Genomic DNA, 18,464 nt, shown 5'->3' on the forward strand with positions numbered 1-18,464 from the left:
CCATGAAGCGCATCGCGAAGGCCGCGGCCCTGTCCGCCGTCGCCGGTGTGACCGTGCTCGGTGTCGCCACCGGCGCCGTCGCCGGCGGTCACGGCGGCGGTTTCGGCGGCCGCGGCGGCGGTGCCAACGCGCGGGCCGCCGCCATCGGCTCGCCCGGCATCCTGAGCGGCAACGTCGTCCAGGTGCCGGTCAACATCCCGATCAACATCTGTGGCAACGGCATCAACGCCGTGGCGCTGCTCAACCCGGTGGCCGGCAACGTCTGCGTCAACCGCTGACACCATCGGAACGGCGCGAGGGGCGTACCGGAATCGTCCGGTACGCCCCTCGGCGTGTTCCCAGCGGCGTCCGCTCAAGCGGACTGGGCGGCCATTTCCTCGGCCAGCGCGGCCGCGAAGGAGTCCACGTCCTCCTCGGAGGTGTCGAACGCGCACATCCAGCGCACCTCGCCGGTGGACTCGTCCCAGAAGTAGAAGCGGTACCGCTTCTGCAGCCGCTCGCTGACCTCGCGCGGGAGCAGCGCGAAGACGGCGTTCGCCTGGACGGGGCGGACGACCGTCACCCCGTCCACGTCGCGCACGGCCGCCTCCAGGCGGCGGGCCATCGCATTGGCGTGGCGGGCGCTGCGCAGCCACAGGTCCCCCGTGAGCAGCGCCTCGAACTGCACCGAGACGAAGCGCATCTTCGAGGCCAGCTGCATGGACAGCTTGCGCAGGTGCTTCATCGCCCGGACCCGCTCCGGGTTCAGCACCACGACGCACTCGCCCAGCAGCAGCCCGTTCTTGGTGCCGCCGAAGGAGAGCACGTCCACGCCCGCGTCGGTGGTGAACTCCCGCAGCGGCACGCCGAGCGTGGCCGCCGCGTTGGCGATCCGCGAGCCGTCCAGATGGACGGCGAGACCCCGCTCGTGCGCGTGGTCGCAGATCGCCCGGATCTCCTCGGGCGTGTAGCAGGTGCCCAGTTCCGTGGTCTGGGTGATCGAGACGACCTGCGGCTGGGCGCGGTGCTCGTCCTCGAAGCCCCAGGCCTCCCGGTCGATCAGCTCAGGGGTGAGCTTGCCGTCCGGGGTGGGCACGGTGAGCAGCTTCAGCCCGCCCATGCGCTCCGGCGCGCCGCCCTCGTCCACGTGGATGTGGGCGGAGGCCGCGCAGATCACCGCGCCCCAGCGCTCGGTGAGCGCCTGGAGCGAGACGACGTTGGCACCGGTGCCGTTGAAGACCGGGAACACCTGCGCGCGCGGGCCGAAGTGGGCGCGGAAGACATCCTGGAGGTGGAGGGTGTACTCGTCCTCGCCGTAGGCGACCTGGTGGCCGCCGTTGGCGAGGGCGATCGCCGCCAGCACCTCGGGGTGGACGCCCGCGTAGTTGTCGCTCGCGAAACCGCGCGTCCTCGGGTCGTGGTGGCGGACGGCGTCCGTCGGGGCCTCGGTCACGGGCGGGGTGTCAGCCACTGGCGGGTTCCGTTCACTTCCTCGGCGGGCCGGCTCCACACGTCAGCGACGGCGTCGGCCAGGTCGGTCACATCGGTGTAGCCCGCGAACTTGGCGTTCGGGCGCTCCTCGCGCATCGCGTCGTGCACGAGCGCCTTGATCACCAGGACGGTGGCGGCGGCGGTCAGGGGCTGCTCCCCCGCCGCCTTGCGGAAGGAGTCGCCGAGCGCCAGCGTCCACGCCTCGGCGGCGGCCTTGGCGGCGGCGTACGCCGCGTTGCCGGCCGTGGGCTTGGTTGCGCCCGCCGCGCTGATCAGCACGTACCGTCCGGCGGGCGCGGCCTGCAGGGCGTCGTGGAAGGCGAGCGAGGTGTGCTGGACGGTGCGGATGAGCAGCTTCTCCAGGAAGTCCCAGTCCGCGAGGTCCGTCTCCGGGAAGGACGCCGAGCCGCGCCAGCCGCCCACCAAGTGGACCATCCCGTCGATGCGCCCGTGCTCCTTCTCGATCCGGCCGGCCCACTCCTTCGTCGCGGACAGGTCCAGCAGATCGACGACGTCCCCGGTGATGACGGCGCCACCCGCGTCGAATCGCGCGAGGTCGACGGCCTCGGCGAGCCGTTCCGCGTTGGCGTCCGCGCCGACCACGCGGGCACCCGCGCGGGCGAGCCGCTGGAGGGTGGCGCGTCCGGCGGGTCCGCCGGCCCCCGCCACCGCGATCACGGCTCCGGCCAGGCTTCCCCCGGCCGTCCCGCCTGCTTCCGTCATCTCCGCCGCCTCCTTCGCTGCATCGGTCACGCGGCCACCTGCCCCGTGCCGTGGGCCGTGATGCCCTTGGTCGAAGCGATCACATCACGCAGCTTCTTGGCCAGGGCCTCGTAGAACATGCTGAGCGGAAACTCGTCCGGGAGCACCTCGTCGACGAGCTTGCGCGGCGGCAGGCCGAGGTCCAGCGCGTCCGGGCCCTTGGCCCACACCGAGCCGGGGTGCGGGGAGAGGTAGCCGGAGACCAGGTCGTAGGCGGCGAACCAGTGCACGAGCTTGGGGCGGTCGATACCGTCCCGGTACAGCTTCTCGATCTCGCCGCAGAGCTGGTTGGTCACCTGCGGGGCACGCTCCCAGTCGATGCGGAGTTTGTTGTCGGTCCAGCGCACGGCGTCGTGCTTGTGCAGGTAGGAGAAGAGCAGCTGGCCGCCGAGACCGTCGTAGTTGCGGACGCGGTCACCGGTGACCGGGAAGCGGAAGAGGCGGTCGAAGAGGATCGCGTACTGGAGGTAGCGGCCCATGCCGTGGCCCTCGGCCTCCAGCTTCACGGCCTCCTTGAAGGTCGTCAGGTCGCAGCGCAGCTCCTCCAGGCCGTACATCCAGAACGGCTGGCGCTGCTTGATCATGAAGGGGTCGAAGGGCAGGTCGCCGTGGCTGTGGGTGCGGTCGTGGATCATGTCCCACAGCACGAAGGTCTGCTGGCTGAGCTCCTGGTCCGCCAGCAGCTCCTCGGCGTCCTCGGGCAGCGCCACACCGAGGGTGTCCACGGCGGCGCGGCTCACGGCGCGGAAGCGGGCCGCCTCGCGGTCGCAGAAGATGCCGCCCCAGGTGAAGCGCTCGGGGGCCTCGCGGACGGCGACGGTCTCGGGGAAGAGCACCGCGGAGTTCGTGTCGTACCCGGGCGTGAAGTCCTCGAAGGTGATCGGCACGAACAGCGGGTTGTCGTAGCGAGTGCGCTCCAGCTCCGACAGCCACTGCGGCCACACCACGCGCAGCGCGACGGCCTCCAGGTTGCGGTCCGGGTTGCCGTTCTGGGTGTACATCGGGAACACCACGAGGTGCTCCGCGCCGTCCGTGCGGTCGGCGGCGGGGTGGAAGGACAGCAGGGAGTCCAGGAAGTCGGGGACCGCGTAGCCGCCGTCCGACCAGCGCCGCAGGTCCTTGACCAGGGCCTGGTGGTAGGCGGTGTCGTGCGGGAGCAGCGGGGAGAGGTCCTCCACGGCGCGGACCACGCGGTCCAGCGCGTTGTCGACGACGGCGCGCTGCGGCGCGTCCTGCGCGGAGAAGTCGATGGAGCCGTCCCCCAGCTGCCAGGGGCGGATCTCCTCCACCGCCCGTTTCAGGACCGCCCAGGCCGGGTGCCGGACAACACCGCCGCCGGACGCACCGGTCCCGCTGGTGCCCGTGCTGTCGTGCGACACCGTCGCCGGCGACAGGATTTCCGTCATGACCCCTCCTTCGCAGAAGAACCTCTTGTATGGCCACCGTATATAGCGCTGCTTCTTCCGTTCAAGTGGAGACGGAGGAAAATCTTCCGCACAAGGCCCCCCTCGCCGCGATTCTTCCTGTAGGCAGGCGCGCCGTTCACCCGGTGTTCGGCCCGGCGCCGCAAGGGCCCGCTAGGCTGCGCGATGTCCCTCGACCATGCGCAAGCACCCGCACCGGAAGCGACCCGATCTTGAGCTTCTTCACCGTCGGTCACCGCGGTGTCATGGGCGTCGAGCCCGAGAACACCCTCCGCTCCTTCGTCCGCGCCGAGCGCGAGGGACTGGACCAGATCGAGCTCGACCTGCACCTGAGCAAGGACGGCGCCCTGATCGTCATGCACGACGAGAAGGTCGACCGCACCACCGACGGCTCCGGATTCGTCTGCGATCTCACTCTTGCCGAGCTGCGCGGCCTCGACGCGGGCCGCGGCGAGCGCGTGCCGGTCTTCGAGGAGGTCGTCGATGCGGTCGCGAAGCCCATCCAGGCGGAGATCAAGGACGTCGCCGCCGCACGCGTCCTCGCGGACGTGCTGCGCGAGCGCGACCTGGTCGAGCGCGTCGACGTGCTGTCGTTCCACGACGCCGCCCTCGCCGAGATCCGCGAGCGCCTCCCACAGGCCCGCACCGTCCTGGTCGCCGAGGGCCCGATGGGCTCCGAGATCATCCCCCGCGCCCAGGCCGTCGGCGCCCGCCTCGTCAGCCTCAGCCTGCGGCGCATCAGCCTCGCCCTGGTGCAGGAGTGCCACCGCGCCGGCATCTCGGTGATCGCCTGGACGGTCAACACCCCGCGCGAGCTCGCCCTCGCCCACGCCCTCGGCCTGGACGGCGCGGTCACCGACGTCCCCGAGGTCAAGCGCGCGGTCGAGAACGGCCTCACGGACTGGTAGCCGGCGCCCCGCCGCCGCTGCCCGGTCAGCCGGTCAGCCGGTCAGCCGGTCAGCCGGTCAGCCGAGCTTCTTCACCAGCAGCTCGAAGGCCAGGTCATCACGGGTGGGCAGGCCGAAGCGGGCGTCGCCGTACGGGAACGGGCTGGTCGAGCCGGTGCGCTCGTAACCGCGGCGTACGTACCAGGCGATCAGTTCCTCGCGCTGGGTGATCACGGTCATGTGCATCGCGTCGGCGCCCCACTCCTCACGCGCGAAGCGCTCCGCCTCGGCCAGCACGGTCCTGCCGAGACCCGCGCCCTGCAGGCCCGGACGGACGGCGAACATGCCGAAGTAGGCGTGCCCGTCCCGGTTCTCCAGCTGGCAGCAGGCCACGATCGCGCCGTCCGACTCGACCACCAGCATCCGGCTGCGTTCGCCGTCGACGACGGCCGCGACGCCCTCGGAGTCGGTCCGCCGGCCCTCGAGGAGGTCCGCCTCGGTCGTCCAGCCGGCCCGGCTCGCGTCGCCGCGGTACGCCGATTCGACGAGCGCGACGAGCACCGGCACGTCGGCGGGGGTGGCGGTGCGGAACACGGGGCTGACGACGGGCGTTGCGCTCTCCATGGCGGGGTCCTCTCGGGTGCGGCGGGGTCGTCCCGAGGCTAGCCGGTCACCGCGGGCGGCGGTGCGAAACCCCTCGCCTGTGCGTGCCCGACGAACTCCGCGGGCGGCGCGCAGCCGTGCACCCGCACCCAGTGCTCCCACGGCAGGTCCCAGGTCCAGGTGCCGTCGGTGGCCATACCGGGCTGAACCTTGTCGTACGGGTCCTGCGCCAGGGGGTCCGCCGCACAGCCCGCCGCGATGACGACGACGCTGCCCCCGGCCAGGTAGCGCGCGAGCGGATCGCGCAGTTCCTCCGGGAGGCTGCCGGGTACCAGTTCCACCTCGGGCAGGTCCGTCATCTCGCTCCCCTCGAACATGCCGAGTACCTCGGCCTCGCCCGCCCGGAACGGGGCACGGGTGATGACGGGCCGGCCCTGGGCGGCCGCGTTGGCGGGCCAACGGGTGTGGCCGTCGACGCCGGGGTGTGCCGGAAGGCGGTCGTTCCGCGCGGGTGGTTCGGGGATCCGCAGGGGCACGGTGAACCCTGCGTCCTCCAGGCGGGCGGCCGGCAGCCTCGACTCCGGCTCGGTGCCCTTGACGCCGTCCTCCGCGAGGGCGCGCAGGCGGGAGCGGACCTCGGAGAGCGGCACGCCGAACAGCTCTCGGACGGCCTTGAGCCCGGCGGCCCACGCACCGCCGGGCCGCGGCTCCGCGCGCAGCAGCACCTCGCCGTGGGTGGCGATCAGCGCCTCCCGCACGTACCACGGGACCTCACCGTGTCCGCACTCCGCGCTTCCGTCCCCGCACGCCGCGCAGGCGCCCTCCACGCTCCAGTGGACGACGCCGTCGATGACGATCCCGCCCGCCTCGTAGCGGGCCTCGGCACCGCAGCGGAGGCACGTCCGGTACAGCGGGGCGATCGAACCGGGACCGTGGGTCATACGGGTCAGCGTGCCCGAGGCGGTCCGACGTGTCAGGCGGTTTTCCCGTCGCCTCGTGGGTAGTTTCGCGCGCATGCTGAACGTACTGAGCAGCCGGATCCTCCTGCGGCCCACCGATCTGGAGCGTTCGCGCGCCTTCTACCGTGACGACCTCGGGCTCGCGATCTACCGGGAGTTCGGTCCCCGCGAGACCCGCGGCACGGTGTTCTTCCTCGGTGGCGGATTCCTGGAGGTCTCGGGGCACGCCGACGGGCCACCCGCGCCGGGTCTGCAACTCTGGCTCCAGGTACCTGATGTGACGGGGACTCACCTCATGCTGACCGGGCGCGGCGTGCGTGTGGTGCGGGAGCCGCGACAGGAGCCGTGGGGGCTCGTGGAGATGTGGATCGAGGACCCCGACAGCGTACGCATCTGCGTGGTGGAGGTGCCGGAGGACCATCCGATCAGGTATCGGCCCTAGCCGGAAGTGGGGCGCGCCGCCGGGGTCCGCGCAGGTGGACGCGGGAGGGCGATCTCGGCCCAGATGGTCTTTCCGTCGGGCCGCTGACGGGTGCCCCAGCGCTCCGCGAGCTGCGACACGATGAGCAGCCCGCGCCCGCCCTCGTCGAGCATCCGGGCCCGGCGGAGGTGGGGGGCGGTGTTGCTGCCGTCGGACACCTCGCAGATCAAGGTGTCCTGCCGGATGAGGCGCAGTTGCACGGGACACGCTCCGTAGCGGATGGCATTGGTGACCAGCTCGCTGACCACCATTTCCGCGGTGAACGCCAGCTCGTCGAGCTCCCAGCCCGCCAGCCGGGACGTGGCGAGGTCGCGGGCGTGCGCGACCTCGGCGAGGTCCACCGTCAGGTCCCAGGCGGCGGCGTGCGTCGCGTCGAATTCCCGGGTGCGGGCGATGACGAGGGCGACGTCGTCCCGCGCGTACCCGTCGACCTGGGTGCTCAGGACGTGGTCGCACATGTCCTCCAGGGAGGGCACCGGCTCGGAGAGGGCTTTCTGGAGGCGCTCGAGTCCCTCGTCCATACTGCGCCCGGCAGACTCGATGAGGCCGTCGGTGTACAGGGCGAGGAGGCTGCCTTCGGGCAGTTGCAGTTCGGCGGTTTCAAAGGGGAGCCCGCCCACGCCCAGCGGAGGACCGGCGGGGATGTCGAGGTACTGGACGTCCGATCCCGGACCCACCACGGCGGGTGGCGGGTGGCCGGCCCGAGCGGCCACGCACTGGCGTGAGACCGGGTCGTAGATCATGTACAGGCAGGTCGCCACGATCCCGCCGGTGTCCGATTGCGGATCGCGGCTCCCGTCCTGGGTCCGGTCCGTCTCCTCCCGGAAACGGGTGACGACGTCGTCCAGGTGGGTGAGCAGCTCGTCGGGCGGCAGGTCCACGTCCGCGAGCGTGCGTACCGCGGCACGCAGCCGCCCCATCGTCGCCGAGGCCTGCACACCGTGCCCGACCACGTCGCCCACCACCAAGGCGACCCGGGCCCCCGAGAGCGGGATGACGTCGTACCAGTCGCCGCCCACTCCCGCGCGAAGGCCCGCGGGCACATAGCGGGTCGCCGCCTCCACCGCCGACTGCTCCGCCACCACCTGCGGCAGGAGACTGCGCTGAAGAGCCAGGGAGGTGTTGCGCTCGCGGGTGTAGCGGCGTGCGTTGTCCACGCACACGGCGGCCCGTGCCCCGATCTCCTGTGCCAGGAGCAGGTCGTCGGCGTCGAAGGGCTCCCGGTTCGGGGAACGCGTGAACAAGGCGGCACCGAGGGTCACACCCCGCGCGCGCAGGGGGACCACCAGCGCGGAGTGGGGAGCGTTCGTCCCGGCGTCGTCCGGACCGGCGGCCCGGCAGGCCGCATCGGCGGTACCGGTGATCTCCGTCATCACGGGGTCGCCCGTCATCAGACCGGGGGTCGCCTCCGCTCCTTCGCGGTGGGCGACGACGTCGCCGGTCCGTACGCCCCCCAGGGGCGCGGCCGAACCCGCCTGGGCGGTGCGGCGAAGGGTGATGTCGTCCGTCCCGGGTCCGCCACCGGGTTCCTCGCCCTGGAGTACGGAGTCGAAGAGGTCCACGCTGGCGTGGTCCGCGAAGCGGCACACCGCGACGTCGGCCAGTTCCTCGGCGGTTCTGGCGGCGTCGAGGGTGCTGCCGACCTGTGCGCTGGCCGCGCTGAGCAGTTCGAGGCGCTCGCGGGCGATCACAAGACGTCTGAAGCGTCTCTCCCCCGCGACACGGATCCGGCAGACGACCAGGCTGATGCACAGCGCGGCGGCCAGCGCCGTCAGCGTCGTGATCTTACTGGTGGGCCCCATGTCATGGAGGAGGACCCCGTAGACGGCGACGCCTGCGGCCAGGTTGAACAGGCCCACGATCATCGTCCGTCGCACCGACAGCAGTGCGCTCGCCACAACGGGGATCAGCACCGCGTACTCGGCGATTCCCATGACGTGCAGCCCGCCGGCAGCCAGCCCCACCCTCACAGCTGAGATCAGCACAACGCTCAGAAGGAGAATGGCGAAGCTTCTGTTGTCCCGGACCGGTTGCACGCGGGAAACCTCCCACGGCGGAGGGCGGGGCCTTGCGGCAGTCCCTCGCGCCGAAGCCGTTCGCACGCCGATTCACGTACACCCTCCCCCTGCCCCGCACCGGTCGCCCCCACCCCCGCTCGCCCCGGTCCGGATATCCGCGGATACGGCCGCGCTCCCCTCACGGACTCCGGGCGACGGGCCCGCACCGGGCCCCTGTACTGGCCCCCGCACTGGGCCCGCGCCCGGAACCGACGGGCGAAGCGGGTTAACGTAAAAGGGTGGAGATATTCCATTTGAGGTACTTCGTCGCGGTCGCGGAGGAGCTGAACTTCTCGGCGGCCGCGCGTCGGCTGCATATGGCCACGTCGCCCCTGAGCCAGCGGATCAAGGACCTCGAGCACGAGATAGACCACCGGCTGTTCGAACGCGACACCCACAGCGTCACGCTCACACCGGCCGGCGAGGCGCTGCTGCCGATCGCGCGGGACGTGCTGGAGCGGATCAATTCCGTTCCGTGGCGGCTGCGCGTAGCCACTTCGCCGGGGCGCAGCACGATGTTCGTGGGCATACCTCTCGGGGTGCATCCCCGGCTGCGGGACCTCGCCGACGCGCTCTGCGAGCGGGTCGGCGAGATGTACGAGCTGAGGTGCTGGCCAGGGTCCTCCAGGGCGCTGATCTCCGGGGTGAGCGAGGGCAGACTCGCGCTCGCCCTGGTGCGGATGCCACTGAGCGACCCGGCCCTGGAACTGCTGCCCGTCATGTCGGAAACACTGGGAGCGCTGGTGCCCGCCGACCAGTTCGCCGGGCGGGACTCCGTGGCACTGACCGAACTGGCGGACCTCAGCTTCATCGTCGCCCCCAAGGAAGGCAGACCCGCGTACTTCGACGAGCTCGACCGGGAATTGTTCGAGCGGGGCGTCAGAAAACGCATCGACCTGACCGACACCGATTATTCCGGAATCGCCGAGATCGTCTCGAGCGGAATGGCCTTCTACTTCTCCCTGCTCGACCCCGAGAGCCCTCTGCACGGCTACGCGAGGAAGAACACGCGGGTCCTGCCGTTCACGGACTTCGAGCGCCGACTGGACACTGCCCTGATCTGGCGTCGCGACCGGGCCTCCGACGGCGACCTGGACGAACTCGTCGACGCGGCCCGGGAGGTATTCGCAGAACCGCTCCATGTCTGAGCCGACGACGGCGCGACCCCCGCGGTCGTACCGGCAGCGGCAATCGACAATTCCACTGTCCTGTTCACGCTCCCGATCTCTCGACGGCGCTCACACATTCGGCCGGGGGCCCGGGGCGCGTCACCGGGTCGCCGGTCGGGTTCTCCGGCACGCGGCTCGATCCGCCGTCCGGCGCCGGTTCCCGGCCAGGACACCGCGGAGATCCCGGCCGGGCCGGCGGCAGCCGCCCGCTGGGCCGAAAAACGGAGGAGAAACCATGTCCACCAGCGAAGTACCCGTCCAGCGGGTCGGCTCGACCCTGCTGATCACCATCGACCGGGCGAAGGCACGCAACTCGGTGGACGCCGCCGTGGCCGCCGCGCTGGCCGCCGCGCTGGACGAACTGGAGGCCGACACGGGGCTGAGGGTGGGGGTACTGACCGGAGCAGGGGGCACTTTCAGCGCCGGAATGGACCTGAAGGCCGCTCTGAAGGGCCAGTCGCCCACGATCCCGGGCCGCGGCTTCGGCGGCCTGACGGAGGCATCACTCACCAAGCCGCTCATCGCCGCGGTGGAGGGCTACGCCCTCGGCGGCGGATTCGAACTCGCCCTGGCCTGCGACCTCATCGTCGCCGCCGAGGACGCGAAGTTCGGCCTGCCCGAGGTCACGCGCGGGCTCATCGCCGCGGGCGGCGGTGTGATCCGGCTGCCCGCGCGCATCCCGTACCACCTGGCCATGGAGCTGCTGCTCACCGGCGAACCGGTGAGCGGGAACCGCGCGGGCGAACTCGGCCTGGCCAACCGGGTCACCGCGCCCGGGGAGGCCGTGACCGTCGCCCTCGAACTCGCCGAACGCATCGCGCGAAACGCCCCGCTCGCGCTGGCCGCGGTGAAGAGCCTCACGCGGGCCGCCAACGGTGTACCGGAGGCCGAAGCGTTCGCCGTGCAGCGCGAGACAATGGCCACGCTGATGGCCTCGGCCGACGTACGCGAGGGCATGACGGCCTTCGCCGAGCGCCGCCCCCCGCAATGGACGGGGACGTGATTCTGGGATCGGTGTCGTCCTGATCCGCTGTCCGCCGGCATCCTCCCCGCCCGCGGTGCGCCGGCTCACGGCGGCCCCCTGGGTCCCCGGTGTCCGTCGGACACCGGGTGGCGCTCATCGCGTCGGCTGCGTTTCCGCCGTCACGGGGATCGCTCCCCCCTCGCGGAGCCCGGTGATCTCCGCGGGGCCGAATCCCAGCTCGGCGAGGATCTCCTCATTGTGCTCACCCAGGTCGGGCGCCCGCTTCGCCGTCACCTTCGGCACCCCGCGCAGATTGACGGGGCTGCTGATGGTGTATTCCAGCCCACTGACCCCTTCGAGCGGGACGACGATGTCGTTCACGCGCAACTGCGGGTCCCGCGCGGCCTCTTCCGGTGTCTGGATGAGGCTGTAGTTGACGCGCTCCCGCGCCAGGGCGTCCTTCCAGTGGGCGAAGGGCCGCGAGCGGAACTCGGCGTCGAGCACTTCGCTGAGCGCGGCAGCGTTCTTGGCGAAGCCTTCGAGGTCCGTGAAACGGGGATCCTCGGCCAGTTCGGGGCGCCCGATGGCCCGCGACAGCGCCGGCCAGTGCACGGAGGAGGTGGCCAGCATGAGCCAGCGGCCGTCCGCGGTCTCGTAGGGGTTGGTCAGCGCGTTCGCCGGCGCGGTGCGGTCGTGCAGCTCGAACGGTGTGCCGCCGGCAAGGGCGCCGGCCACGAGCGTTCCCGTGGCCCAGACGCCCGTGGCGAGCAGCGACGTCCCGACATCGGCCCCTTGCCCCGTCCGCTCGCGGCGGTACAGGGCGGTCGCGATCGCGGCGTAGACGGCGATCGCCGACGAGTAGTCGCCGCTGCCCCAGACCGGCACTGTCGGCGGAGCTCCCGCGTCCCGGGTGGAGGCCAGCAGTCCGCTGCGCGACCAGAAGGCGGTCAGGTCGAAGCCCGGCTGCCTGGCGTCGGGGCCGGCGTCCCCGAAGCCGGTGAGGTCGGCGTAGACGACCCTCGGGTTCCAGCCCGAGACCTCGTCGTAGCCCAGGTGCAGCTTCTCCCGTGTGCCGTGCGGAAAGTTGGTGATCACCACGTCGGCCCACTCGACGAGGCGCTTGAGCACCTCGACGGTCGCGGGGGACTTCAGGTCGATCACCATGCCGCGCTTGTTGCGGTTGGCGAGGTGCCAGCCGTAGTTGGCCTGTGCGACGGGGCTGGGCGGCACGGAACTCAAGAGCCGCTGGGGGTCACCCCGGCCCGGAGGTTCGATCTTGATGACGTCCGCTCCGAAGTCGGAGAGCACGGCGGCCGCGGCCGGTCCCGCGATGTAGGTGGCCGCGTCGAGGACCTTCAGTCCGCTGAAGACGGATTCGGTGGTCACGGCCGTCACCCCACGAAGGCGCTGTGGCCGGTGATGGACTTGCCGACGATGAGGGTCTGCATCTGGTGCGTGCCCTCGTAGGAGTAGAGCGCCTCGGCGTCGGAGAAGAACCGGGCGATGTCGTACTCGAGGACGATGCCGTTGCCGCCGAAGATCTCGCGGCACCAGGAAACGACCTCGCGCATACGGGCCGCGACGTACTCCTTGGCGAGCGCGGACTGCTCGTCGCGGAAGACGCCCTGGTCCTGGAGGCGGGCGAGCTGGATCAGCATGCCCCAGCAGGCGGTGATGTTGCCCAGGCTCTTGACCAGGAGGTCCTGCACCAGCTGGAAACCGGCGATCGGACGGCCGAACGCGATGCGCTCCTTGGCGTAGTCGAGCGCGAGCTCGTAGGCGCCGATCATGACGCCGAGCGACTGCCACGCCACTCCGCCCCGGGTCCGGCGCAGGATTTCGCCGACGTCCCGGAAGCCCCTCATGTTGTGCAGCCGGTTCGCCTCCGGCACATGGACGTCGGTGAGGGTGATCTCGGCGTTCTGCACGATCCGCAGTGCGATCTTGCCCTCGATCTTCACCGGCGCGAAGCCGGGGGTGCCCTTCTCCACGACGAAGGCCTTGACCTTGTTGTCGTCGACGTCCCGGGCGAAGACCACGACGTAGTCGGCGAACGTGGCGTTGCCGATCCACTTCTTGGCCCCGTTGAGGATCCAGGTGTCGCCCTCGCGCTTGGCGGTGGTGCGCATGCCGCCGGAGACGTCGGAGCCGCCGAGCGGCTCGGTCAGGGCGAACGCGCCGATCTTCTCCATCGTGGCCATGGCGGGCAGGAACCGGTCGCGCTGCTCCTGGTCGCCGCCGTAGTAGATGGAGTAGAAGCCGAGGCCGTTGTGGACGCCGAAGAAGGTGGCGGTCGAGGCGTCGACCCGGCCGAGTTCCACGGCGAGCATGCCGCTGAGGAGGTGGCTGACCGCCGGCTTGTGCGCTCCGTAGCCCTCGTAGGCCAGGGCGGCCAGTCCGCTGCCGCGGAACTTCTCGATGTACTCGACGGGGAATTCGGCCTTGGCCCAGTACTCGTTGACCAGCGGCTTGATCTCCTTGCTCAGGAAAGCGCGCGCCGTGAGCAGGATGTCGAGCTCGTCCGCCGACAGCAGCGACTGGTAGAGGTAGAAGTCGGCGGCCAGCTGGTCGTCCGCCTCGGTGAGGGGGGTGGCGGTGGCGGTCATCTCAGTTCTCCTTGCTGTGCTCGGTGCGGCGTACGTCCTCCAGGGCGGACAGGACGGCCAGTTGCCTGCGGTCGCGGGCTTCGGCGAGCTCGGTGTACGGCGTGGCGGCGTAGGCCTTCTCCACCGCCTGGATGACGTACTCCCGGTCCTGCGGGTCCTGCGAGGGCTGTCCCAGGGCCAGTTGCTGCATGGACTGACCGATGTGCGCGCTCATGTGGCGGTAGCCGCCGGGGCCGCCGCCCAGGTGTGAGCCGAGGAACGGCCCGACCGTGGCCCAGCGGAGGCCGAGCGAGTGGGTGACGACGGTGTCCAGTTCCTCGGGGGACACCACGCCCTGCTGCACGAGGTGGACGGCCTCGCGGCTGAGCGCGCTCTGGAGCCGGTTGCCCACGAAGCCGGGGATCTCCCGGCGTTCGACGACGGGGGTACGGCCGACGGAGGTGTAGAAGGCGACGGCGGCCTGTACGGCCTCTTCTGTGGTGCGTTCGCCGGGTACGACCTCGACGAGCGGCACCAAGTGGGGCGGGTTGAAGGGGTGTCCGATGAGGATGCGGCCGGCGTCCTCGAGGTCCGCGGTGAACGCGGTCGCCGGGATCGCCGACGACGAACTCAGGAGCAGCGCGTGTCCGGGGGTCTCCCGGATCAGGCGGGCGAACAGGTCCTTCTTGAATTCGACGCGCTCGGGCCCGTTCTCCTGCACGACATCGGCGTCCCGGACGGCTTCTGTGATATCGGCGGCGAGGTGCACGCGGTCGGCCAGGCCGTCGGTTTCCAGGCCTTGGGCCGCCAGCTGCGGGACGAATTCGGCAAGCGCCTCGTCGGTCGCCTCCTTCAGGTCGGGGCGGGGATCGCTGACATGAACGGTGAGGCCATGTGCGGCGAACAGTGCTGTCCAGGACAGACCGATGGTGCCCGCGCCGATCACGGCGGCGGTACGGAAGGGGCGTGTCATCACCCGTCCTCCTTCAGATGGTCGAATACCGGCTCCGCAGGGCGAACGTGAGGTCGGCGGGATTCCGCCACCGTCTCCTGGTTTCGCTCCGCGCTTTTTCTCGTCTCACACACAACGCTAATGCGGGCGGCAGTGCGACGGAATTATCGAACCGGAAACGGCGACATGACCGAAGCGGTCACACCACTTCGGAATTTACCCGGCGGGACTTTCCTTGAATCAATTCCGGGAGCGGATATTCCCTCCGGGGATTCCGCTGCCCGGCGTGAATTCTCGTACAGCCGGTATTCCGCCCGGTGACGTACGGGGCCACCGGCCGCCGATTGGCTCTCGACCCGGCCCGGCGCGCCGGGGAGACTGAACATCTGCCGTACTGAAGGAGTTGTGATGCAGGTAGCCGTGGTCACCTTCGACGGGTTCAATGAGCTCGACAGTTTCATCGCCTCCGCATTGATCAACCGGTGCCGCAAGGACGGCCTGGAGGCCTTCATCACGACGCCGACGCCGGTCGTCACGTCGATGAACGGCGTCGAGGTGACCGGCCAGCGACCCATGGGGTTCGTGACCGAGGCCGATGTCGTGCTGATCGGCAGCGGCGTCAAGGCACGTGACGTGGCAGCCGACGAACGCCTCCCTTCCATGCTGCCACTCGACCCCTCACGGCAGCTCGTCGGTGCGCAGTGCTCGGGCGCACTGGTACTCGCGCGGCTCGGTCTGCTGGGGGACATGCCCGTGTGCACGGACTCGAAGACCCGGCCCTTCGTCGAAGCCCTCGATGTCACCGTGCTGGACACGCCGTTCCACGTGGAGGGGAACATCGCCACGGCCGGCGGCTGCCTGGCGTCGCAGTATCTCGCCACATGGGTGATCGGCCGCATGGTCGGGGAGGACGCCGTACGGGACGTCATCGGCTACGTGGCTCCGGTCGGCGAGAGCGAGGAGACCGTCGAGCGCGCCCTGCGTGCCGTCCGCGCGGGCGAGGTGGCGCTGAGCTGACCCCCCGCCCCCGCGGTCCGCTCAGCCGCCTGCCGTGACGCCCGTCTCCGCGCAGGCGGCGGCGAAGCGGCGGACGCCGTCGGCGATCTCGTCGGTGCCCGTGGTGTCCGCGAAGCTGAGGCGGACGTACGGGGCCGGGGCCTCGGCGGCGAAATAGGGGCGGCCGGGGGCGACGGCGGTGCCCGCGCGCAGTGCGGCGGCGGCGAGAGCGGTCTCGTCGGTGCCGTCGGGGAGGCGCACCCAGAACTGGTAGCCACCGCTGGGCGCCCGCACCGTGGCGGCGAGGCCGGGCAGGTGGCGCTGGAGTGCGGCGAGCATCGCGTCGCGGCGCTCGCGCAGCCCGGCGGAGACCGCGCGCAGGTGGCGCGGCCAGGCGGGGGCTCCGACGAGTTCGAGGGTGGCTTCCTGCAAGGGCCGGGGCACGAAGAAGCTGTCGACGACCTGGATCGCGCGCAGCCGTTCCATGACCGGCCCGCGGGCGACGAGGGCACCGACCCGCAGGCTGGGCGCGGTCGGTTTGGTCAGCGAGGTGACGTGGACGACCGCGCCGTTGGGGTCGTCGGCGACGAGCGGCGGCGGGAGCGGCCCGCCGTGGCCGAGGCGGCGCGCGAAGTCGTCCTCGATGACGAACGCGCCGGCGGCGTGCGCGATCTCGGTGACGCGGCGGCGCCGGCCGGCGGCGAGCACGGTGCCGGTCGGGTTCTGGAACAGCGGCTGGCAGAAGAAGACCCGGGCGCCGGTCGCGGCGAAGGCCTCGGCCAGAAGGTCGGGCCGTACGCCGTCGTCGTCCATGGGCACCGGCACGGGACGCAGTCCCGCGGCGCGGGCGACCGCCAGGGCACCGGGGTAGGTGGGCGACTCCATGAGCACCGGGGCGCCGGGCGGCGCGAGGGCCCGCAGGGCGGTGGTGAGCGCAGCCTGCCCGCCCGCGGTGACCAGGACATGGGCGGGGCCGAGGTCTCCGCCCGGGCCGGCCGCCTCGCGGGCGAACCAGGTGCGCAGCGCGGTCAGTCCCTCCAGCGGGGGCCGCTCCCAGGCGCCGGGGCGGCGGGCCGCGCGGGCGAGGGCGGCGCCGAGTGCCTGCTCGGGCTGGAGGGAGGGGTGCAGATAGCCGCCGTTGAAGGCGATGACGCCGGGCGGCGGCACCGCGAGGCTCGTGGTGACCCCGGAGGCGTCGACGACCCGCGGCGCGGGCTCGCCGTGCTGCTCCTCGGCCGTGAGGGCCACCTGCTGCCAGGAGGTGTCGACGGCCCGGGCGTCCCCGGCCCCTTGGTGCGCGCGATACGCACCGGCGCCGGGGCGGGTGACGACGAGCCCTTCCGCGGCGAGGGCGGCGAGGGCGCGGGAGACGGTGACCGGGGAGACGCCGAACCGTTCGACCAGGACACGGCTGGAGGGCAGCTTCTCGCCCGGGGAGTAGCGGTGCAGCTCGCTGCGCAGGATATCTGCGAGATTCCTCGAACTGCTACCGTCATTCATGACAGAACAGAATAGCGCTACCGAACGCACGCGGATAGCGGTCGCCGGTCGCGGAGCGACGCCGGGTGCGATGCGCGGCGGAACGGTCCCCGGCGGCACGGCCCTGGCCGGCCTCGGCGTCGCCGCCTTCTCCCTCACCTTCCCGGCCACGCACTGGGCGCTGACCGGCTTCGGCCCCTGGACGGCGGCAACCGTCCGGGCCGTCCTCGCGGCCGCCGTCGCCGGCGTGTGCCTGGCGGTGGCGCGCGTGCCGTTGCCGGAGCGGCGGCACTGGGCGGGGCTCGCCGTCGTGGCGGCCGGGGTCGTGCTCGGTTTCCCGCTGCTGACGACGCTGGCACTGCGCACCACGGGCACTTCGCACGCCGCCGTCGTCGTCGGCGCGCTGCCGCTGGTCACCGCCGCACTCGCCGCGGTACGCATGGGGACGCGGCCCTCGCCGCTGTTCTGGACCGCGGCGGTCGCGGGCGGAGCGGTCGTGGTGGGGTTCGCGCTGTGGCAGGGCGGGGGCGTACCGACGACCGGCGACCTCTTCCTCATCGCGTCGCTGGTGGTGTGCGCGGCGGGCTATGTGGAGGGCGGCCGGCTGGCCTCCGTGATGCCCGGCCGGGAGGTGATCGGCTGGGCGCTCGTGGGGGCGCTGCCGCTGACCGTGCCCGCGGCGGTGGTCTCGCTGGCCACCGAACCGGTGCACGCGGGCGCCCAGGCCGTCGCCGGACTGATCTGGGTGTCGCTGGTGTCGCAGTTCCTCGGGCTCGTGGTCTGGTACCGCGGGATGGCCGCGATCGGCGTCGCCCGCGCGAGCCAACTGCAGTTGGCGCAGCCGCTGCTGACGCTCGTGTGGGCGGCCGCGCTGCTGGGCGAGGACCTGGGCGCGCTGACCGCGCCGGCCGCGGTGGCGGTCCTCGTGTGCGTCGCCGTGACGCAGCGGGCCCGTACCTGATCCCCAGCCGCGCCCCCCTATGCCCCCATGCGCGGGGGTTCGCGCCGCCGGGCGGGGGCATCCTCCGGTGAGGAGCCGAAGGGGGTCGGGTCATGCACGGACCACCGCTGGTGGCCTGGCTGCTCGTGGCGCTGGGAGCGGCGACGGCCGCCTACTGCCTGGCGCGCACGCGGCCCCGCTGCCCGGGTACGACACGCGAGGAACGTGAGGAACAGAGCGTGGCGCGGGCCGAGGCGCTGATGGGCGCCGGCATGGCGGTGATGGCGGTGCCCGTGTCGGTCCTGGACCAGCCGCCGTGGGCGGGCGCGGTGCTCGCGCTGGTCTTCGGTGGCGCGGCGGTGCGGTCGCTGCTGCTGGTCCGGCGGAGCGCGCACCATCTGCACCACGCGGTCGGCGCGGTCGCGATGGTCTACATGACCGCCGCTATGGAGGGTGTCGGCGGGTCGGCGCACGCCGGGCACGGGGCGATGGGCGCGCCTGTGCTGACCGGACTGCTGCTGGTGTACTTCGCGGTCTATGTGCTGGCCGGAGGGGTGCGCCTGGTGTCCGTCCCGGTCACGTCGACCGCGGCAGCGGCAGCGGGGCCGGCGGGGCAGATCGCGGTGCGGCACGCGCCCGGGCTGGCGTCGGCGTGCCGCGTGTCGATGGCGATCGGGATGTTCGCCATGCTCCTGACGCTGTGACGCCCGTGAGGCGTACGTCACTTAGGGCGCGG

Annotated in this window: 18 protein-coding genes; 8 read left to right on the plus strand and 10 right to left on the minus strand. The window is 71.7% G+C overall.

Annotated features, from left to right (window positions below; genetic code table 11):
* Nucleotides 1-2 precede the first annotated feature (2 nt).
* Nucleotides 3-278 (plus strand): chaplin, encoded by a 276-nt coding sequence (locus RV983_RS05030; RefSeq protein ID WP_475984552.1) that lies wholly within the window; start codon nt 3-5, stop codon nt 276-278.
* A 74-nt stretch (nt 279-352) separates the two neighbouring features.
* Here the strand turns inward: RV983_RS05030 and RV983_RS05035 are convergent, their stop codons facing one another.
* From RV983_RS05035 to RV983_RS05045, 3 genes are read right to left on the minus strand one after another with little or no spacing between them, the layout of a single operon-like run.
* The gene (locus RV983_RS05035) at nt 353-1,450 is read right to left on the minus strand and encodes a threonine aldolase family protein (protein WP_475984553.1); all 1,098 of its coding nucleotides are present in this window, start codon (nt 1,448-1,450) and stop codon (nt 353-355) included.
* Nucleotides 1,429-2,193, minus strand: a complete 765-nt coding sequence (locus RV983_RS05040) for an SDR family NAD(P)-dependent oxidoreductase (RefSeq protein ID WP_475990222.1) — start codon at nt 2,191-2,193, stop codon at nt 1,429-1,431. Before RV983_RS05040 ends, RV983_RS05035 begins: the two co-directional genes overlap by 22 nt.
* 26 nt (nt 2,194-2,219) lie before the next feature.
* A complete protein-coding gene (locus RV983_RS05045; protein WP_475984554.1) occupies nt 2,220-3,638 on the minus strand; it encodes a DUF6421 family protein in 1,419 nt (472 codons plus the stop codon).
* 230 nt (nt 3,639-3,868) lie between these two features.
* Between RV983_RS05045 and RV983_RS05050 the strand changes: the two genes are divergently transcribed.
* Nucleotides 3,869-4,564: a glycerophosphodiester phosphodiesterase gene (locus tag RV983_RS05050; RefSeq protein WP_475984555.1), complete on the plus strand. Its 696-nt coding sequence runs from the start codon at nt 3,869-3,871 to the stop codon at nt 4,562-4,564.
* A gap of 57 nt (nt 4,565-4,621) precedes the next feature.
* Here the strand turns inward: RV983_RS05050 and RV983_RS05055 are convergent, their stop codons facing one another.
* Both RV983_RS05055 and RV983_RS05060 read right to left on the minus strand, forming a co-directional pair.
* Nucleotides 4,622-5,167: a GNAT family N-acetyltransferase gene (locus RV983_RS05055; RefSeq protein ID WP_475984556.1), complete on the minus strand. Its 546-nt coding sequence runs from the start codon at nt 5,165-5,167 to the stop codon at nt 4,622-4,624.
* Between the two features lie 38 nt (nt 5,168-5,205).
* Nucleotides 5,206-6,087 (minus strand): hypothetical protein, encoded by an 882-nt coding sequence (locus RV983_RS05060; RefSeq protein WP_475984557.1) that lies wholly within the window; start codon nt 6,085-6,087, stop codon nt 5,206-5,208.
* Nucleotides 6,088-6,160: 73 nt separating this feature from the next.
* On the opposite strand from RV983_RS05060, the gene RV983_RS05065 reads away from it, so the two are divergent.
* Entirely contained in the window at nt 6,161-6,547 is a 387-nt protein-coding gene (locus tag RV983_RS05065; protein ID WP_475984558.1) for a VOC family protein, read from the plus strand.
* On the opposite strand, the gene RV983_RS05070 is transcribed toward RV983_RS05065, so the two are convergent.
* Nucleotides 6,544-8,550, minus strand: a complete 2,007-nt coding sequence (locus RV983_RS05070; protein ID WP_475984559.1) for an ATP-binding SpoIIE family protein phosphatase — start codon at nt 8,548-8,550, stop codon at nt 6,544-6,546. The two genes, RV983_RS05065 and RV983_RS05070, sit on opposite strands and share 4 nt — an antisense overlap.
* A gap of 332 nt (nt 8,551-8,882) precedes the next feature.
* Here RV983_RS05070 and RV983_RS05075 point away from each other — a divergent pair, with 332 nt between their 5' ends.
* Both RV983_RS05075 and RV983_RS05080 read left to right on the plus strand, forming a co-directional pair.
* Nucleotides 8,883-9,791 carry a LysR family transcriptional regulator gene (locus tag RV983_RS05075; RefSeq protein ID WP_475984560.1) on the plus strand — a complete coding sequence of 303 codons (909 nt, stop codon included), beginning with the start codon at nt 8,883-8,885 and terminating at the stop codon, nt 9,789-9,791.
* Nucleotides 9,792-10,047: 256 nt separating this feature from the next.
* On the plus strand, nt 10,048-10,815 hold the full coding sequence (locus RV983_RS05080) for a crotonase/enoyl-CoA hydratase family protein (RefSeq protein WP_475984561.1): 768 nt from the start codon (nt 10,048-10,050) through the stop codon (nt 10,813-10,815).
* Nucleotides 10,816-10,929: 114 nt separating this feature from the next.
* Here RV983_RS05080 and RV983_RS05085 read toward each other — a convergent pair whose 3' ends face one another.
* Genes RV983_RS05085 through RV983_RS05095 form a run of 3 tightly spaced genes read right to left on the minus strand, consistent with a single transcriptional unit; the run spans nt 10,930 to nt 14,334 of the window.
* Nucleotides 10,930-12,162, minus strand: a complete 1,233-nt coding sequence (locus RV983_RS05085; RefSeq protein ID WP_475984562.1) for a CaiB/BaiF CoA transferase family protein — start codon at nt 12,160-12,162, stop codon at nt 10,930-10,932.
* A gap of 5 nt (nt 12,163-12,167) precedes the next feature.
* Nucleotides 12,168-13,382: an acyl-CoA dehydrogenase family protein gene (locus RV983_RS05090; protein WP_475984563.1), complete on the minus strand. Its 1,215-nt coding sequence runs from the start codon at nt 13,380-13,382 to the stop codon at nt 12,168-12,170.
* Between the two features lies 1 nt (nt 13,383).
* Nucleotides 13,384-14,334: a 3-hydroxyacyl-CoA dehydrogenase NAD-binding domain-containing protein gene (locus tag RV983_RS05095; protein ID WP_475984564.1), complete on the minus strand. Its 951-nt coding sequence runs from the start codon at nt 14,332-14,334 to the stop codon at nt 13,384-13,386.
* A gap of 387 nt (nt 14,335-14,721) precedes the next feature.
* Here RV983_RS05095 and RV983_RS05100 point away from each other — a divergent pair, with 387 nt between their 5' ends.
* Nucleotides 14,722-15,330 carry a DJ-1/PfpI family protein gene (locus tag RV983_RS05100; protein ID WP_475984565.1) on the plus strand — a complete coding sequence of 203 codons (609 nt, stop codon included), beginning with the start codon at nt 14,722-14,724 and terminating at the stop codon, nt 15,328-15,330.
* A gap of 21 nt (nt 15,331-15,351) precedes the next feature.
* On the opposite strand, the gene RV983_RS05105 is transcribed toward RV983_RS05100, so the two are convergent.
* Nucleotides 15,352-16,809, minus strand: a complete 1,458-nt coding sequence (locus RV983_RS05105) for an aminotransferase-like domain-containing protein (protein WP_475984566.1) — start codon at nt 16,807-16,809, stop codon at nt 15,352-15,354.
* Here RV983_RS05105 and RV983_RS05110 point away from each other — a divergent pair.
* Nucleotides 16,808-17,749 carry a DMT family transporter gene (locus tag RV983_RS05110; protein WP_475984567.1) on the plus strand — a complete coding sequence of 314 codons (942 nt, stop codon included), beginning with the start codon at nt 16,808-16,810 and terminating at the stop codon, nt 17,747-17,749. The genes RV983_RS05105 and RV983_RS05110 overlap by 2 nt on opposite strands.
* A gap of 92 nt (nt 17,750-17,841) precedes the next feature.
* Entirely contained in the window at nt 17,842-18,432 is a 591-nt protein-coding gene (locus RV983_RS05115) for a DUF5134 domain-containing protein (RefSeq protein WP_475984568.1), read from the plus strand.
* Nucleotides 18,433-18,464: the final 32 nt, after the last annotated feature.

Source organism: Streptomyces sp. RLA123 (assembly GCF_056270165.1).

What these genes read in the sequence shown, in the direction of transcription:
- RV983_RS05040 (WP_475990222.1), bottom strand. Translation starts at nt 2,193, where the DNA reads ATGACGGAAGCAGGCGGGACGGCCGGGGGAAGCCTGGCCGGAGCCGTG.
- RV983_RS05090 (WP_475984563.1), bottom strand. Translation starts at nt 13,382, where the DNA reads ATGACCGCCACCGCCACCCCCCTCACCGAGGCGGACGACCAGCTGGCC.
- RV983_RS05095 (WP_475984564.1), bottom strand. Translation starts at nt 14,334, where the DNA reads ATGACACGCCCCTTCCGTACCGCCGCCGTGATCGGCGCGGGCACCATC.
- RV983_RS05055 (WP_475984556.1), bottom strand. Translation starts at nt 5,167, where the DNA reads ATGGAGAGCGCAACGCCCGTCGTCAGCCCCGTGTTCCGCACCGCCACC.
- RV983_RS05045 (WP_475984554.1), bottom strand. Translation starts at nt 3,638, where the DNA reads ATGACGGAAATCCTGTCGCCGGCGACGGTGTCGCACGACAGCACGGGC.
- RV983_RS05060 (WP_475984557.1), bottom strand. Translation starts at nt 6,087, where the DNA reads ATGACCCACGGTCCCGGTTCGATCGCCCCGCTGTACCGGACGTGCCTC.
- RV983_RS05080 (WP_475984561.1), top strand. Translation starts at nt 10,048, where the DNA reads ATGTCCACCAGCGAAGTACCCGTCCAGCGGGTCGGCTCGACCCTGCTG.
- RV983_RS05030 (WP_475984552.1), top strand. Translation starts at nt 3, where the DNA reads ATGAAGCGCATCGCGAAGGCCGCGGCCCTGTCCGCCGTCGCCGGTGTG.
- RV983_RS05065 (WP_475984558.1), top strand. Translation starts at nt 6,161, where the DNA reads ATGCTGAACGTACTGAGCAGCCGGATCCTCCTGCGGCCCACCGATCTG.
- RV983_RS05110 (WP_475984567.1), top strand. Translation starts at nt 16,808, where the DNA reads ATGACAGAACAGAATAGCGCTACCGAACGCACGCGGATAGCGGTCGCC.
- RV983_RS05105 (WP_475984566.1), bottom strand. Translation starts at nt 16,809, where the DNA reads ATGAATGACGGTAGCAGTTCGAGGAATCTCGCAGATATCCTGCGCAGC.
- RV983_RS05115 (WP_475984568.1), top strand. Translation starts at nt 17,842, where the DNA reads ATGCACGGACCACCGCTGGTGGCCTGGCTGCTCGTGGCGCTGGGAGCG.
- RV983_RS05100 (WP_475984565.1), top strand. Translation starts at nt 14,722, where the DNA reads ATGCAGGTAGCCGTGGTCACCTTCGACGGGTTCAATGAGCTCGACAGT.